At 69.7% G+C, this 14,611-nt stretch carries 13 protein-coding genes; 9 read left to right on the plus strand and 4 right to left on the minus strand.

Annotated features, from left to right (window positions below; translation table 11 throughout):
- Positions 1-278: 278 nt before the first annotated feature.
- The 4 genes from ACIRL2_RS27725 to ACIRL2_RS27740 all read left to right on the plus strand — a co-directional run bounded on the left by ACIRL2_RS27725 (position 279) and on the right by ACIRL2_RS27740 (position 4,882).
- Positions 279-521 carry a hypothetical protein gene (locus ACIRL2_RS27725; protein WP_402235394.1) on the plus strand — a complete coding sequence of 81 codons (243 nt, stop codon included), beginning with the start codon at positions 279-281 and terminating at the stop codon, positions 519-521.
- Positions 518-1,213, plus strand: coding sequence for a hypothetical protein (locus ACIRL2_RS27730; protein ID WP_402235397.1), 696 nt, complete (start codon positions 518-520; stop codon positions 1,211-1,213). Before ACIRL2_RS27725 ends, ACIRL2_RS27730 begins: the two co-directional genes overlap by 4 nt.
- Before the next feature lie 455 nt (positions 1,214-1,668).
- Positions 1,669-2,592 carry an RNA polymerase sigma factor SigJ gene (sigJ, locus tag ACIRL2_RS27735; protein WP_395868789.1) on the plus strand — a complete coding sequence of 308 codons (924 nt, stop codon included), beginning with the start codon at positions 1,669-1,671 and terminating at the stop codon, positions 2,590-2,592.
- A gap of 124 nt (positions 2,593-2,716) precedes the next feature.
- Positions 2,717-4,882 (plus strand): MMPL family transporter, encoded by a 2,166-nt coding sequence (locus ACIRL2_RS27740; RefSeq protein WP_402235399.1) that lies wholly within the window; start codon positions 2,717-2,719, stop codon positions 4,880-4,882.
- Between the two features lie 322 nt (positions 4,883-5,204).
- Here the strand turns inward: ACIRL2_RS27740 and ACIRL2_RS27745 are convergent, their stop codons facing one another.
- Positions 5,205-6,008: a hypothetical protein gene (locus tag ACIRL2_RS27745; protein ID WP_402235401.1), complete on the minus strand. Its 804-nt coding sequence runs from the start codon at positions 6,006-6,008 to the stop codon at positions 5,205-5,207.
- 503 nt (positions 6,009-6,511) lie between these two features.
- On the opposite strand from ACIRL2_RS27745, the gene ACIRL2_RS27750 reads away from it, so the two are divergent.
- From ACIRL2_RS27750 to ACIRL2_RS27760, 3 genes are all read left to right on the plus strand, one after another.
- Positions 6,512-7,027 (plus strand): ArsR/SmtB family transcription factor, encoded by a 516-nt coding sequence (locus ACIRL2_RS27750; RefSeq protein ID WP_402235403.1) that lies wholly within the window; start codon positions 6,512-6,514, stop codon positions 7,025-7,027.
- A 41-nt stretch (positions 7,028-7,068) separates the two neighbouring features.
- Positions 7,069-8,343, plus strand: a complete 1,275-nt coding sequence (locus tag ACIRL2_RS27755; protein ID WP_402235404.1) for an MFS transporter — start codon at positions 7,069-7,071, stop codon at positions 8,341-8,343.
- Between the two features lie 580 nt (positions 8,344-8,923).
- Positions 8,924-9,391, plus strand: a complete 468-nt coding sequence (locus tag ACIRL2_RS27760) for a VOC family protein (RefSeq protein WP_395868779.1) — start codon at positions 8,924-8,926, stop codon at positions 9,389-9,391.
- Positions 9,392-9,654: 263 nt separating this feature from the next.
- Here the strand turns inward: ACIRL2_RS27760 and ACIRL2_RS27765 are convergent, their stop codons facing one another.
- Entirely contained in the window at positions 9,655-10,137 is a 483-nt protein-coding gene (locus ACIRL2_RS27765; RefSeq protein WP_402235407.1) for a hypothetical protein, read from the minus strand.
- Positions 10,138-10,143: 6 nt separating this feature from the next.
- On the opposite strand from ACIRL2_RS27765, the gene ACIRL2_RS27770 reads away from it, so the two are divergent.
- Together ACIRL2_RS27770 and ACIRL2_RS27775 are read left to right on the plus strand one after the other, a co-directional pair.
- Positions 10,144-10,326: a hypothetical protein gene (locus ACIRL2_RS27770; RefSeq protein WP_395868775.1), complete on the plus strand. Its 183-nt coding sequence runs from the start codon at positions 10,144-10,146 to the stop codon at positions 10,324-10,326.
- Positions 10,327-10,899: 573 nt separating this feature from the next.
- Positions 10,900-11,472 (plus strand): dihydrofolate reductase family protein, encoded by a 573-nt coding sequence (locus tag ACIRL2_RS27775; RefSeq protein ID WP_395868773.1) that lies wholly within the window; start codon positions 10,900-10,902, stop codon positions 11,470-11,472.
- Positions 11,473-11,671: 199 nt separating this feature from the next.
- On the opposite strand, the gene ACIRL2_RS27780 is transcribed toward ACIRL2_RS27775, so the two are convergent.
- Positions 11,672-13,180 carry a DUF4246 domain-containing protein gene (locus tag ACIRL2_RS27780; RefSeq protein ID WP_402235411.1) on the minus strand — a complete coding sequence of 503 codons (1,509 nt, stop codon included), beginning with the start codon at positions 13,178-13,180 and terminating at the stop codon, positions 11,672-11,674.
- A gap of 548 nt (positions 13,181-13,728) precedes the next feature.
- Positions 13,729-14,508, minus strand: a complete 780-nt coding sequence (locus ACIRL2_RS27785; protein ID WP_395868769.1) for an NAD(P)-binding domain-containing protein — start codon at positions 14,506-14,508, stop codon at positions 13,729-13,731.
- Positions 14,509-14,611 lie beyond the last annotated feature (103 nt).

The raw sequence follows: 14,611 nt of genomic DNA on the forward strand, positions 1-14,611 counted from the left end.
TCGATCCGCCCGTCCGCGGCGAACGCCTGGCCCAGGCGGGTGGTGTGGCCCACGCGCCCGAACACCCGCAGCAGGTCGTATCCGTGTTGCCGTGTCAGATTCCGGGGGCGCGACGCCGGTCGATGGGATGTTCAACGTCTCCGCCGGATGGCCGAGTTCGGTGACGATGACGGGGCCTTGCCGTCGCCGATACCCTCGACCCGGGCCAACTCGACGACGTCCGCCAACGGCCACCGTCCCGATGCCCACAACCGGAAGACGAGGCTCCACGACCCGCGGTGAGGCGCGTGGAGGCGGTGGTCAACGACGTGCGGCTCGACCGGCTCGGGATTCGGCCCGAGCAGGCTCGCGGCACCGCGCTCTCGCAGCTCGCCACCGGGAATTCCCGCCGATACTCGCCCGCACCTCGGGTATCCGCACCGACGTGGCCGTTCGCCTGGCAACGTCTCTTCGCGGGTGACCGGGTCACCTACGCAGCCGAAGTCAGCCGCCGCACCTCAACGCAGGAGGACAGCAGATGACCAGCCATGGCTCCCTTGCGGGCAGCGAAGTCCCGGACCCCTTGGGGACGTTGCACCGAGCATTGTGGATCGGCGGCGGCCAATGGGCCGGAAAGTCGACAGTGGCCCGGCTCCTGGCCGTCCGGTACCGCGTCACCGTCTATCACTACGACTACCACGACGCTCGCGGTCACAACGATCGCCGGATCGCCCGTCGCCTGAGCCTCGGAGAGCCCGCCACCGAGCCCGACCCGGACAAGGTGTGGGTCCACTCCGCTCCGGAAGAGATGGCCACCGAAACCCTGGCCGGCTTCCCGTACCGGTTCGAGTGGGCCCTGGACGACCTGCGCGCACTCGTCTCGGGCCACCCGATCATCGCCGAGGGCTGGGGACTGCGTCCCGAACTCGTCGCACCCATCATCGACTCACCGCGTCGGATGGTCGTCATGGTGCCCACGCCGGAGTTCCGCCGACACCAACTCCGAGAACTTCCCCGAGCCGCCTCGCTCGGGCACCGCGTCAGCGATCCGGTCCGAGCCCAGGCCAACCGCCTCGCCCGGGATCACCTCGTTGCCAAGGACGCCGTCCACACCGCCCATCAACTCGGCATCCGCGTGATCGAAGTCGACGGTTCCCGCGATGCCGCTGCGATCGCAGAGACAGTCGCAGACCACTTCAGCCCCTACCTCCCGCGTCAACACCACGAGATTTGATCACCACTGGGATTCGGACGGTTCCAAGAGTCGTCTCCGGAGCCGATGTCACACTCCTTGGACCTGCGTCGTCTGGAGGGCATGAGAATCGCAGTTGCCAGGGGAAACGGGCGCACAGGCCGCCGCATGATCGACGAACCACGTCCGTGCGGTGGTGGGGTGCGTGCGCCCGGTCGAGGATCTTCCCAGGGTCGTCCGATCCCGGCGCGAACCGTCGCGATGCCGGAGCCGGTCGGGGCCTTCGCCGATGTCACCGACATCGCCCACACGGGCGAACCGGCCCGATGCGTGCACGGACGCGGGAGTAGCGGGCGGTGGGCGACGGCGCTGCCGGTACCGCCGACCGATGCGCTCGACCGGACCGCGCGTTCGAGACGGCCGGCCGTCGCCGAGCATGCGGACGTTGCACGCCGTGCCGGCTCGCTCGAGACGCGGTCGACGGTGGAGCCGCAGGTATGAGCGCGTGGTTCGGCGACGGACAGGGGGCGGGGCACCCGGCCGGCGAGGACACGCTCGCGCTCGAATTCGAGGCGCATCGCCCTCGGTTGCTGCGGGTGGCGTACATGACGCTCGGGTCGATGAGCGAGGCCGAGGACTGCGTCCAGGAGGCCTGGTTCCGGCTGCGCGGCATCGCGGACCCGGCGGCGATCCGCGACCTGGGCGCATGGCTGATCACCACGGTCGGCCGACTGGCCTTGGACGCGCTCGGCAGCGCTCGCGCGCGGCGGGAGCGGTACGTCGGGACGTGGCTGCCGGAACCGTTGGTCGCTCGGCCCGAGGCGCTCGATCCCGCGGACCGCGTCACCCTCGACGAGTCGGTGAGTATGGCCTTGTTGGTCGTCCTGGAGCAGCTTTCCCCCGCACAGCGCACCGCGTTCCTGCTACACGACGTCTTCGGGCTGCCCTTCGACGACATCGCGGACGTGGTCGGCCGTACCCCGGCCGCCGTACGCCAACTCGCCTCGCGCGCTCGCCGGGACGTGGCGACCGCCCGACCACGCTTTCCGCCCACCGCGGCCGAACAGCGGGAGTTGGTGGCCGCGTTCCTGGCCGCGTGCCGGGAGGGCGATCTGAAGGGGCTGGTGACGTTGCTCGACCCCGATGTGGTGTGCCGAGGCGACGGCGGCGGCGTGGTCACGGCATTGCGTCACGCCGTGCGCGGAGCCGAGAAGGTGGCCGGGCTGATGCTCGACTTCACCCGGCATCCGCTCGACGAGGTGCGGCCCACCGACGTCAACGGCTCGCCCGGCCTGCTGCTGCGCGGCATGGACGGCGTGCTCTCGGTGGCCGCCTTCACGGTGGACGCGGGACGGATCACGGCCATCGACGTGGTCCGCAACCCGCACAAACTGGCGTCCGTTCCACCTCCGCCGGACTGATCCCCGCATCGACCCCAGCACAGATCGACCCCACGGCTCGCCCGTGGGCTGCTTTCGCACGCCCGGAGAGCCGGAGAGCCGGAGAGCCGGAGAGCCGCAGAGACCGGGAGAGACCGGAGAGATCATGACCATCACCGAAGAGACAACAGAAGTAACGCCCAGAGAGGGCATATTCGCCCGAATCGCCGGCCTGGCCTTGCGTCGCAGCCGGCTCGCGCTCGTGCTGTGGCTTGCCGTGCTCATCGGAGTCTGGGGCGCCGCCTCGTTCGTGGGTGAGGACTACCGCCAGGATTTCTCCCTCTCGGGCACCGACTCGCAACGCGCGGCCGACCTGCTCGCGGCGCACGGTTCCGAGCAGGCGGGCGAGAGCGTACAGATCGTCCTGCGCGACGAGCGCGGTCTGCGGGCTCCGGCGACCGCCGAGCGGGTCCGCGGCATGTTGGCCGAGGTGGCCGAACTCCCGAATGTGGCAGCCGTATTCGGTCTCTATGACGATCCCGCGTCGATCGCCCCCGACGGCACGATCGGGTATGCGACGGTGATTCTGAGCACGCCTTCGGACCAGGTGACCAAAGCCGACGGCGAGCGCGTCGACGACGTCGCGCGGCGAGTCGCGGGGGATGGGCTCCGGGTCGAACTGGGCGGTGGTGCAGCGCGGTTGATGGGTCAGGGGCAGGGTGGTGCGGCCGAGGGAGTGGGCCTCCTGGCGGCGCTGGTGGTCCTGGTGCTGATGTTCGGGACGGTCATCGCCGCCGGACTGCCCATCGTGACCGCGCTGTTCGCGGTCGGCTCCACCCTGGGCGTGATCATCCTGGCGTCGCGGCTGTTCACGATCGCCGACTACACGCCGTACGTGATGATGCTCGTCGGGTTGGGCGTCGGGATCGACTACGCGTTGCTGATCTTCGTCCGCTACCGCGCCGAACTGGTGCGCGGCGTAGCGCCGGAGCCGGCCACCAAGACGGCGCTCGAAGCCGCGGGTCGGACCGTGTTCTTCGCCGGCTGTACGGTCATCCTCGCCCTGCTGGGGCTGGTCGCCCTGGGCCTGGGGTCGTTGCAGGGCATGGCGTTGTGTGTGGCGTTGACGGTCTTGGTGACCATGCTCGCGGCGCTCACCCTGCTGCCCGCCCTGCTCGGTGTGTTCGGGGAGCGCTTCGCGCGGCAGTTCACGGTACGGGCGGCCAAGCGCGCCGCGCGTGGCCGCAGGCCCGAAGGCGCGATGTGGCGCGCGATCGCGAACGCGGTGCAGCGACGGCCGATGGTGGCCCTGCTGGTCGGCGTGCTCGGGCTCGGCGCACTTGCCGCGCCGGCGCTGACCTTGCGGCTGGGGTTCGCCGACGCGGGCAACGACGCGCCGGACACCACGAGCCGCCGCGCCTACGATCTGCTCGCGCAGGGGTTCGGTCCCGGTTTCAACGGTCCGTTGATCGTCGTGGTGGACGGCGGGAACGCCGGTGCGGAGCAGGCGGGCGCGACCGCGCGCCGGGTACTGGGCGAGACCCCGGGGGTGCGGGCCGCGGGAACGCCGATGGTCACCCGCGACGGCGCGGTCGCCACCGTGATCGTGCATCCGGTTTCGGCGCCGCAGGACGAACGGACCTCGGAGCTGGTCTCGACGCTGCGAGACGACGTGCTGCCGGGCCTGTCCACGCAGACGGGGGCGCGGTACCTGGTGGGCGGAGCCACCGCGGTGACCGAGGACTATGCCGACAAGGTGGCCCGACGGATGCCGCTGTTCGTCGCGATCGTGGTCGGCCTGTCGGTGCTGTTGCTGATGGTGGTGTTCCGTTCGGTGTTGATCCCGATCAAGGCGGCGTTGCTGAACCTGCTGAGCATCGGGGCCGCCCTGGGGGCCATCGCGTTGGTGTTCCAGCGTGGCATGTTCGGCATCGAACCCGGTCCGGTCGAGGCATACATCCCGGTGACCATCTTCGCGATCGTGTTCGGGCTGTCGATGGACTACGAGATCTTTCTGGTCTCGCGCATCCGCGAAGAGTGGACCCGGACCCGTGACAGCGCGTTCGCGGTCCGGGAGGGCCTCGCCCACACCGGCTCGGTGATCACCGCGGCCGGGGCCATCATGGTCGCCGTCTTCGGTGCCTTCATGCTCAGTCCGGAGCGGATGCTCCAGCAGATCGGGTTCGGCATGGCGGTGGCCATCTTCGTGGACGCGGTGGTCATCCGGTGCCTTGTCGTACCGGCGATGATGCAACTCCTCGGCCGCTGGGCCTGGTGGATGCCGGCGTGGCTGGATCGGCTGCTGCCTCGCGTCGAGGTGGAGCGCGGCTGACGGTCGAGGCGGTGTACCCCCGCCGGAGCCGCGTCGAGGTCGGCCAACCGGGCGTGGGCCGTCGCGGCCGACACCAAGTGCCGGGCGTCGGCGTACGCGTAGCGCGGCGCAAGCTCCGGGCCCAACGCGTCCGCGTCCCGTCCCGGGCCGGCGGGCGCCGACGCGATCGGCCGGCGACACGGCGTCCGGGGGTGGTTCGACCCTGGTCGGCGTCGCCGGCCGTCGGGGACCACCGATGGCCGGGCGCGGTGGCGATGGTGACCCGGGCGCGCCTGTCGCTGCACTCGTCCGCCACCGCCGGTACTCCGAACGAGACGACGTCTCAACCGCGCTGTGCCGCCGTGACCTTGTCGGTTTGTGCCTTGTGGACGCCCGGTGGCAGCTCCTGGTCGGCGTTTTGCGAGGCGCCCTGCACGATGACGTAACCGGCGCGGGTCGTGGTCATCCTGGCGCTGAGGCCGAAGTCGGAAGAGACCTTGAAGGCGATGCTTTCGTCACCGGCGTTCGGGGTCGGCAACGGCGTTACGTGGTACGTCAGCGACGGTGTGCCGTAGCGGAAGGTGCCGCATGAGGGGAGAGCCGCCTTGGCGTCCTTCAACAGCTTCTCGGCCGCGCCCGGTTGATACGAGGCGAGGGAGAACGCGTACTGCGACTTCGCCGCGCCCGGCGGGGTCAGCTCGCCGCTGATGTGTGCGACGGAGGCATGGGTCGCGCCGCCTCCGCCCATCAGGTCCATGATGGGCTGGCAGGCAGGCTTGTCGACGGTCGACACGTCCGGCTCCTCGACCTCCGGCGTCGTAACCCGCCAGCCGGTGGACGGGAGGTCGGCGGCGACCACGAATGCCGCCCTGAGCTGCGCCGCGTTGAGCGTCTTGGCCGGTGAGCCCTTGCCATCCGACGGTCGTGACGTGCCGCTGCCGGACGGCGCGGGGGTGCCGGACCCGGACGCCTGCGGGGAACCGGGGGCACTGGTGTTGGAGGATCCGGTCGTGGCACTGGTCGTCGGCGAACCGCTCTTGCCGTCCGCGTTGTTGCCGGAGTTGCCGGAGTCGTCGGAACAGCCGACGGCGAACAGCAGCAGCGGGGCCACCGCCGCCGCGGTCAATCGTTTACGCGCGGAGGGCATGAGTTTCCGTCTTTCTGTGGGCGGTGTGCCGGGAGCAGGGTTTGTCCGACGATACGTGTGTCGCAGTGGAGAGTCGGGAGAGTTACCCTCCGACCTGCGGTGGTGCACTGAAGCGGATGTGCGGGTGCCTTTTCGATTCCGCGGGTACCGGTGTGTGCTCCGGGTGAGGAAATTGTCCTACGCGGGCACGCGCGTGGGCGCATCCTCGCGCAATCGGGACTGCAAATGCGGTGGGAAAGCCCCCGCGCGCCCGCGGCCTTCCGAGCTTCTTCCGCTCGGGCCTCCACGAACTCGTCCACGGCACCGAACACGACTGGGACTTCGCCGAGTGGGATGGCCGGGCATCGACTACCGGCAGGCGCGCAGCCGCTCGGATGGGTGGGGTCCATGACGGCGTGATCACCGAGGGCCGTTCCGTTGGGGCTCGGCGTCGGACGGGGGATTCCGAAGGACCGTACGGAATCCCTTTGCCCAATGGTCAAGAATCGTTGACCATTGGGCGCATGCCTGCCGATGATCTTCCCGAGTCGCTTCACGTCACCACCGAGGAGCAGCTGCGTGCCGTCTCCAATCTCACGCGCCACCGGATCATGGCCGTGCTCCGCTTCGAGCCGGCGACGATCACGCAGATCGCCGCGCGGGTGGGCCTCGCGAAGGGGAGTTCCAGCTATCACGTGCGGCTGCTCGAGCGGGCCGGCCTGGTGAAGGTGGTGCGGACGCGGAAGGTGCGGGGGGTCACCGAGCGGTACTACGCGATGGCCGCGCAGGCGATCGTGCTGCCGGATCCGGGGGCGAGGCAGCCGGATGTGCTGATGCGGCATGTGGTGGCGGACCTGGAGGCGGCACCGGTGGATGCCGAGCGGCATGTACGGATGGCGCATCTGCGGCTCACCGGTGAGCAGTTCGCGGAGCTGGGGGCGCGGCTGCAGGCACTGGCGGACGAGGATCGGGAGCTGTCCGATCCGTCGCTGCCGGACGTGTCGCTCGCCTTCGCGCTGTTCCGGCCGGCGCCGCGATAGCAAGCCGAGGGCGATGCCAAGTGACCTCGGATGTTGGGAAGTTGCCGACGGGGTTCGGACGGCTGTGGACCGCGCAGACGGTGTCCTCGCTCGGTGACGGGGTGATGCACGCCGCGCTGCCGCTGCTCGCGTTGACGTTGACGCGGGATCCGATGGCGTTCGCCGTCGTCACGGCCGCCGGGACGCTGCCGTGGCTGCTCTTCGGGGTGCTCGGGGGTGCGCTGGTGGACCGCTGGGACCGTCGGCGCACGATGTGGGTCGCGGACGCGGCGCGTGCGGTGCTGCTCGCGATACCGGTGGCGGCGGCCATGCTGGACGTGCTGAGCGTTCCGTTGCTCGCGGCCGTCGCCTTCCTGCTCGGCCTCGGCGGACTCTTCTTCGACACGGCCGCCACGGCCTACCTGCCGGATCTGCTCGGCCGCGACCCCGTACTGCTGGAGCGTGCCAACTCCCGCCTGCGCGGCGCCCAGACCGCTGCGTCCGGCTTCGCGGGGCCGCCCGCGGGCAGTGCGCTGCTCGCACTCGGGCGGGCGGTTCCGCTGGTCGCCGACGCGGTGTCGTTCGCGCTCTCCGCACTGCTCGTTCGGTCGCTGCCCGCCGTGCCGCGGCCCGTACCGCAGGCCCGCGAGTCGCTGCTTCGACAGGCGCGGGCCGGGGCCTCGTACGTTTTCCGGGACCGGTTGCTGCTCGGACTCGCGCTTCGTCCGGCGGTCGGGAACGTCGCCTTCCTCGCCGTGGAGACCGTACTCGCCCTCTTCGCGCACGAGCGTCTCGGCATCGACACGTTCGGCTACGGCCTGCTCCTGACGGCAGAGGCCACCGGCGGTCTGCTCGGTGCCGCGATCGCCTCCTTCCTCGGCCGGCGACTCGGCACCGGCACCGCGCTGACCTGCACGGCAGCGGTGGAGGGGCTTGCCATCCTGGGGCTTGCCGCCGCCCCGAATCCGTACGTGGCCGGGCTCGCGCTCGCCATCTGCGGGGCGGGCATGGGCGCCACGATGGTGCTCGGGCCCTCCCTTCGGCAGGCGATCGTCCCCGCTCACCTGATGGGCCGGGTCGCCTCCACCTCCCGCATGCTCGGCATGTGCGCGGCCCCGTTCGGCGCCTTCCTCGGCGGCTGGCTGGCCACCGCGTACGACATACGCACCCCGCTCTACGCCGCCGCCGGCCTCCTGCTCGCCATGACCGCCGTCACGGCGACCATGACCGGCAACCGCCGGGTCGAGGCGGCGCTGCGTGACGCCGCATCGGCCGGCGGTCCGGGCCACCCCGAATCCGCGGATCCCGTCCGGGAAGCTGCGCCCGAACTGTCGTGACGCTTTCGCGGAAGTCGGCGTCGGCCGGATCCGAGGACGCACCCGAGTGCGACTCCGGACGGATGGGCCTCGGGGTCCGTCTGAAAGCGCCCGAAGTTCCCCGCGCGGGCGCGGGTGTGTGCGCGGCGCGTTACCGGGGCCGGACGGCGAAGACGCACATCGCGAGGCGGTGGCCTGGGTCGCGGCTCCTTGTAGCGGTTCGCGAACTTCTCGTTGACCCTGATGCCGTCCGGGCCCAGGGCGTCGGCGGGGGATTCGGCCATCAGGATGATGCCGCCCCTACTGGTCGAGTAGACCTGTGACCGGGCCATGTCCGGCCGTCGGTGGCGGGTGGCAGGTGGCGGGTGGATGGCGTCCCTCGCCGTCGCGACTGCCGGTGGAGGGCGTGTGCGGCCACGATGGCGGCCTTCGGGGGCAATCGATGAATGAAGGTTCGGCACACGGCGTGCCTGGCCACACGTTGCCGTGCCGCATGTCAGGCTGATCCGATATGTCGGCTATACCCGGCATGACACCTTGCCCGGGTCGACTGTCGTGCCGAACTGTCGGCCATCTGCCATTGATTGGATAGGCGGGAACCGTGAGCGTCAAACCTGTGCCCGAGGACTACCCGCGCGTTACGCCCTACCTCTGCGTCGACGGAGCAGCGGCCGCGATCGACTTCTACGTCTCCGTCCTCGGCGCGACCGAGCGCATGAGAATGCCCGCGCCCGGTGGCAAGATCGGCCACGCCGAACTCCAACTCGGCAACTCGATCGTCATGCTCGCGGACGAGTACCCGGACATGGGCTTCCGCAGCCCGAAGGCGGTGGGTGGCACGCCGGTGACCCTGCACGTGTACGTCGAGGACGTCGACGCGGTCTTCGCGAGTGCCCTCGCCAACGGCGCCACGGAACTCCGGGCGGTGAAGAACGAGTTCTACGGCGACCGAGCCGGCCAGTTCGAGGACCCCTTCGGCCACCGCTGGAGCGTCGCCTCGCACGTCGAGGACGTCCCCGAGGACGAAATGGCGAAACGGGCCGAGGAAGCCATGCAGAGCGGCGACTGATCCACGGCGTGCACGCGCGGTGCGAGCGCGGGCCGGTGAAGATCGCCGCACGTCACGGGGCCAGGACGTGCCCCGCCGCATCGCGGAGGCCACGGCACCACCGGCCGCGACGGCCGAGGCTGCGGCAACCGGCAGTCGCAGGGTCCATGCGCGCAGCTTCGCCGACTTGGATGCCTGAGCCAGTAGCGCGTCGCGTCCCCGTAGTACGGCCGGCCCGACGCCGGTGAGAGTCAGCGCCATACCGACGCCGAAGACCGCCACCATCAGGAGCGCGACACCGAATCGGCCGGTGAGCAGCCCGCTGACAGCACGAGGAACGCGGAGGGCGAGGGCGGCAGGCCGCCGGATGTGCCGAGCGGCACGAGGCCGCGCCTGGTGAGCAGCGACGCGGTGGAGACGACATGACTGTGCCCGTGCCCGTGCGTGTGGCCGTGGCCGTGTCCGTCCTTGTGGCTGTGGCTGTGGCTGTGGCCGTGCCCGTGCGTGTGATCGTGGCCGTGTCGGTGGGTGAGGGTGGACCGGTGGCGTCGGAGAAGGTTCACTCCCACGCCGACCACGACCAGCGCGGCGATCAGTTGAAGCCGGCTCGTCAGTGCGGCGACGTCCGGGGCGCTCTCGGCGGCGAGCCACCACCCGACGGCGAGCGCGGCCACCGACGCGGTGTGCATGGTCGCGACGATGACGCCCAGCCACAGCGCATGTCGCGCTCGGGACCGACCGCCGAGGAGGAAACCTGCCGCAAGCATCTTCCCGTGACCCGGCGCGCAGGCATGGAAGGCGCCCACGATCGCGGCGACGAGCAGCGCCACGGGCAGCGCGGCACGGTGGTCGAGCAGCGCGGCCGGATCCGTGGTCCAGACGGTGCCACGCCCCTGCGCCTGTCCGGCGTCGACGGAGTGGTCGGCGCTCGACGGGCCGACGGCGAGCGTACGTAGTCGGTGACAGTCAGGTCGCCGGTCGAGATGGTCAGCGACGCGCCGTCGACCTCGGACATCGCCTCGACCTGGCCGGTCCACTGCGGAAGCGTCGAGGCCGCGGCCCCGGCCTTGGTGTTGCCGACCTCGGGGTCGGAGACCATAGGACGAAACCAACATCGCCTCGCAGCGAGAGTTCCCTGTTGGGACAACGAGAGTTCGCCGGCGGGTCATGTCACGACACGAGGTGATCGCCGCTATTCACGCAAGCGCCGCGCGGTCGTCACCCGGTACGGTCCCACTGGTGATAGGCCGACGTGGAGTCGGACGCACACTCGACCGATCATCCATACGCCCATCCGCTCGTCCCTCACCATCCCCGAATCGCACAGCGGCTGCCGCGTCCGGGCCGGGGTGGCGTCGAAGGCCCGTACCCCGCGCACGTCGTCCGCCGCCGGGCGCATGGAGAGATTGGGTGGGCGCCGATGAGTTTCCCCGCGGACCACAGTCCAAGATGATGACCGGTGCGCCGCGACATGAGCACGCACCGACCGAACCCGCCGAGAACCGGCACGAGACACCAAGGAACCCTCGATGCGCACTTTGATCAGCACGGCGTTCATCTCGCTCGACGGCGTCGTGGAGGCCCCGGGCGGCGAGCCCGGCTACCGCAACTCCGGATGGACCTTCAAGGACATCGAGTTCCTTCCCGAGGCGTTCGAGATCAAGGGCCGTGAGCAGCAGGAGGCCGCGGCGATGATGCTGGGCCGGGTCAGCTATCAGGCGTTCAGCGCGGTGTGGCCGGACATGGAGGACTTCGCCGACTACAAGGTGATGCCGAAGTACGTCGTCTCCACCACGCTGTCCGAGGGCGACCTGGTGTCGAACTGGGGCGAGACCACGATCCTGCGCTCCCTTGAGGACGTCGCCGCGCTCAAGGAGACCGACGGCGGACCGATCATCGTGCACGGCAGCGCGACCTTGAACCAGGCCCTGTCGGACGCGGGCCTGATCGACCGCTACCACCTGCTCGTGTTCCCGCTCCTGCTCGGCGCGGGCAAGCGCCTGTTCAGCGCCACGGACAAGGACACCCAGAAGCTGAAGCTGGTCGAGCACGAGGCGTACGCCAACGGTCTGCAGAAGAACGTCTTCGACGTCGTCCGCTGACCACGCTCCCGCGGCGTGCGACCCGGGCGCCGGGCGGGCGTTCCGGGACCGGCGTCACCGAAATGCCCGCCGACGGACCGCGGTCGGCGACGCCTCGCCGTCTGCCGGTCGTGACGTGCCGCTGCCGGTCGGCGCGAGGGTGCCGGGCCCGGACGCCTACCGGCCCTCCCCGGTGGTCACCCATTCCGGACGGAAAGGTTCAGTGCTCGCAGAGGGAGAATTGTCGTTCGTAGATCTGCTCGTTGTGTTCGTCGACGAAGAACTTGCGTTCCTGCATGAGTTGTTCGCGGTGGTTCCTGGCCTGTTCGAGCGTCATGGTCGAGGTGTCGGACCATGGTTGTTGCGGCGGCACATCGGATGTCGAGACGATCCTTTGCGACGGGTCGACCAGGAAGAACGCGAGAATTTTGCGATATCCCGGGCGGGTGGGATCCGTGAGCCGGAATGAGCCGACGCGGTGTTGCAGGATGTTGGGGAACGCCAGACAGCGGCCCGCTGGGGTCGATGCGAATCCCAGCATCTGGTTCAGTGCGTCTTCGTCCTCCAAGCCGTAGACGTCACGCACGCCGTTGTCGTCGTTCTGTTCGTAGCGCGGGTCGTCGAGAGCCGCCCGGAAGCTCAGCCTGCTTTCGGTGATGTTCTCGCTGTCCCAGTAGTAGATGGCGGTAGAGACGATCCGCTCGTTCATCATTCCCTCGACATGCCAAGAACCGCCCGGGTATTCGGGCTTGTCCGGGGTGAGATGAATGGTGGCGAGCTTGACGATGACCTGGAGACGGCGGCCGCGCAGGTCGACTCGGGCGGATTCATCGGGCAACCGGGGAGGGGTGAAGGCCGGGGCGTCCGGGACGACCGGACGGCGGTTTTCCCACCAGTCGTCCTGAGCCGCTTCCCATGCGTGAACGGCTTCGTCGTAGGCGTCCTCATCACTGTAGGAGGACTCGTCCGGAGGCTCCGGCTCCGAGTCGTACCACCCGTAGGGATCGGCCTCGATCCGCAGGGGTCGCGGATGGCGCAGATCGGTGAGTACGTTCTCCAGCAGCGGGCGCAGGCGAGCCAACAAGTCCGGTAGTACGGCGGCCAGTTCACGATGAGTGTCGGGGTGGACGTTGTTGACGTACGAACGGAAGGCGACATCGCCGTCGTCACTGACGTCGACGTCCGTGGGTAGCCACTGGAATTTCTCCGAGACCTCGTACTTCGAGTAGCGGCTCGTCGGGTTCTGCCAAGCCCGCTCGGGCGCCTCGCTCACCCCTCTCACCAGGCAGAACAGTGAGGGATGGACCAGATCCAGTACCTGGCCGTCGGATCCGGGATGCCAGTCCTGTTCTGCTTCGGGGACCTGTTCCAGAGCCCGAACCGCCTCGCGCAGCCGGGATCGGAGCTTGTCGTCGATCAGCGTGTCCGACTGCCACACCCCGTCGACGGCGGACACCTCGACGCCGGTTCGTTCGTCCCGCAACGCGGCGTAGTGCAGGAGTTCGGCAAGCACGTAACGAACCTGTGCTTCGGTGAGGCCCTGGGCGACCGCTTCCTGCGTCCACCTGGCGACGATGTCGGCATCGTTCATCTTGGCGAACCACCCCGGCTTCGCCCGGATGTGTGCGCTGCACTGCATCATCTGAAGTTCCCGCAGCGTTCGGGGTGTCGCGAACGATATGGAACGGGAAGCATGAAAGGGCAGCGGGAAAGCAGACAGGCCGGTCAATTCTCTTGATCCTCCCAGTCGGTGTGCGGTGGCGGGAAGGATACTTCAGCAGAGCGACACCGCCTGTGGCCCTGTCATCGCCTGGATCATCGGGGAGCAGTCGTGGCGCGAGCGGACCGGCCGTCTCCGACGCACGACGGGACCGGGGGCCCGCCGAGCGCCGAGTCGGCTCGGCGGGCCACCGAGGCCGTCCGGCGGATCGAGTCCGCGCGGATCGTCAGCGCGCCGGCCCGCTACATCGCCGACTTCGAACTCGCCGAGGACGTCGCACAGGAGGCGCCGGCGGAGGCGCTCGTACGGCCTGCAGGCGGCGTTCGCGGCCTGTCACGCGTCCGCGTCCTCGGTGCCGGAAACCGACCGGGAACGCGTCGTACTCCTGTACGAGGCCCTCGGTCGGCCGTCCGGTTGGGGCGCTCCCGCCACCCGGGGGTCCCGACCGCCTCGTCGTCGGTGGCGGAGCGGGGCCGATTCTCACGATCGACCGTTGGCGAGAGGCGTGTGGGGGAGTCGCCGCTTCCGGTCCGGACGCATGTCCCAGCCGGCTGCTCTTACGTCAGATCGGCGAGGAGGTCGTCCAGGGCCTTCTCGAGGGCTGCGGCGTTGGCCGGATCGAACCAGGTGGTGCGGATGCGCTCGTTGCTCCCCTTGGGCGTCTCGTGGTCGGCGGCGAGTTGGTGCAGAGGGCGGCTCTCGTCGCCCAGGGAGCGGCCGACGTTCCGGAAGAGGCCGCGCACGTACCGGTCGGCGGCGTCGGCGGCGATGCCGTGGCCGGTGGCCCACGAGGTGAGTGTGGCGAGGTAGGCGTAGTGGGCGGTGAGCGTCCCGGTCAGTGCGGAGAAGGCGTTGAAAGCGTCCTCGTCCGCGACGGGGAGCGCTCCGCCCAGCTGGTCGAAGAGAGAGTCCACCAGCGGGTGCGAGGGGCAGGTCACGGTGACGGAGCGGCGCTCGCGCACGGCGGGCAGCGGGATGGCGCGGACGATCGGGGCGCCGGTGACGAGGGTTCGGCGCAGGTCGTCGGTGGCGACGCCGGCCATCAGGTTGACCACGGTCCTGTCGTTGTTCACCTTCAGCCCGGCGAGCGCCTCGTGGTGGTCTTGGCGGCGTACGGCGATGATCACCAGCTCGGAGCGGTCCAGCACCTCCTGGTTGTCGGCGCACACATGGACGCCTTCGAAGCGTTCGGAGAGTTCGGCTGCGGTGCGGGCCCCTCGCGGAGAAAGGAAGACGTCCGGCGACGCATCGCCCCCGTCGCGCAGGCCCTCGACGATGGCCCGGCCGATCTCGCCCACTCCGATGATGCCGATGCGCTGCACTGTGTCTTCCTCCATGGTGCGCTGTGGTCGTGACCTGTGTTGGTGCGGTCTGTACGGTCGCGACGAACGCCATCGGTTCCTCGCGTGCCGAATCGAACGGAGCCGATGTCACGTCGGT

Origin of the sequence: Embleya sp. NPDC127516 (genome assembly GCF_044765325.1) — a bacterium.
GTDB lineage: Bacteria > Actinomycetota > Actinomycetes > Streptomycetales > Streptomycetaceae > Embleya.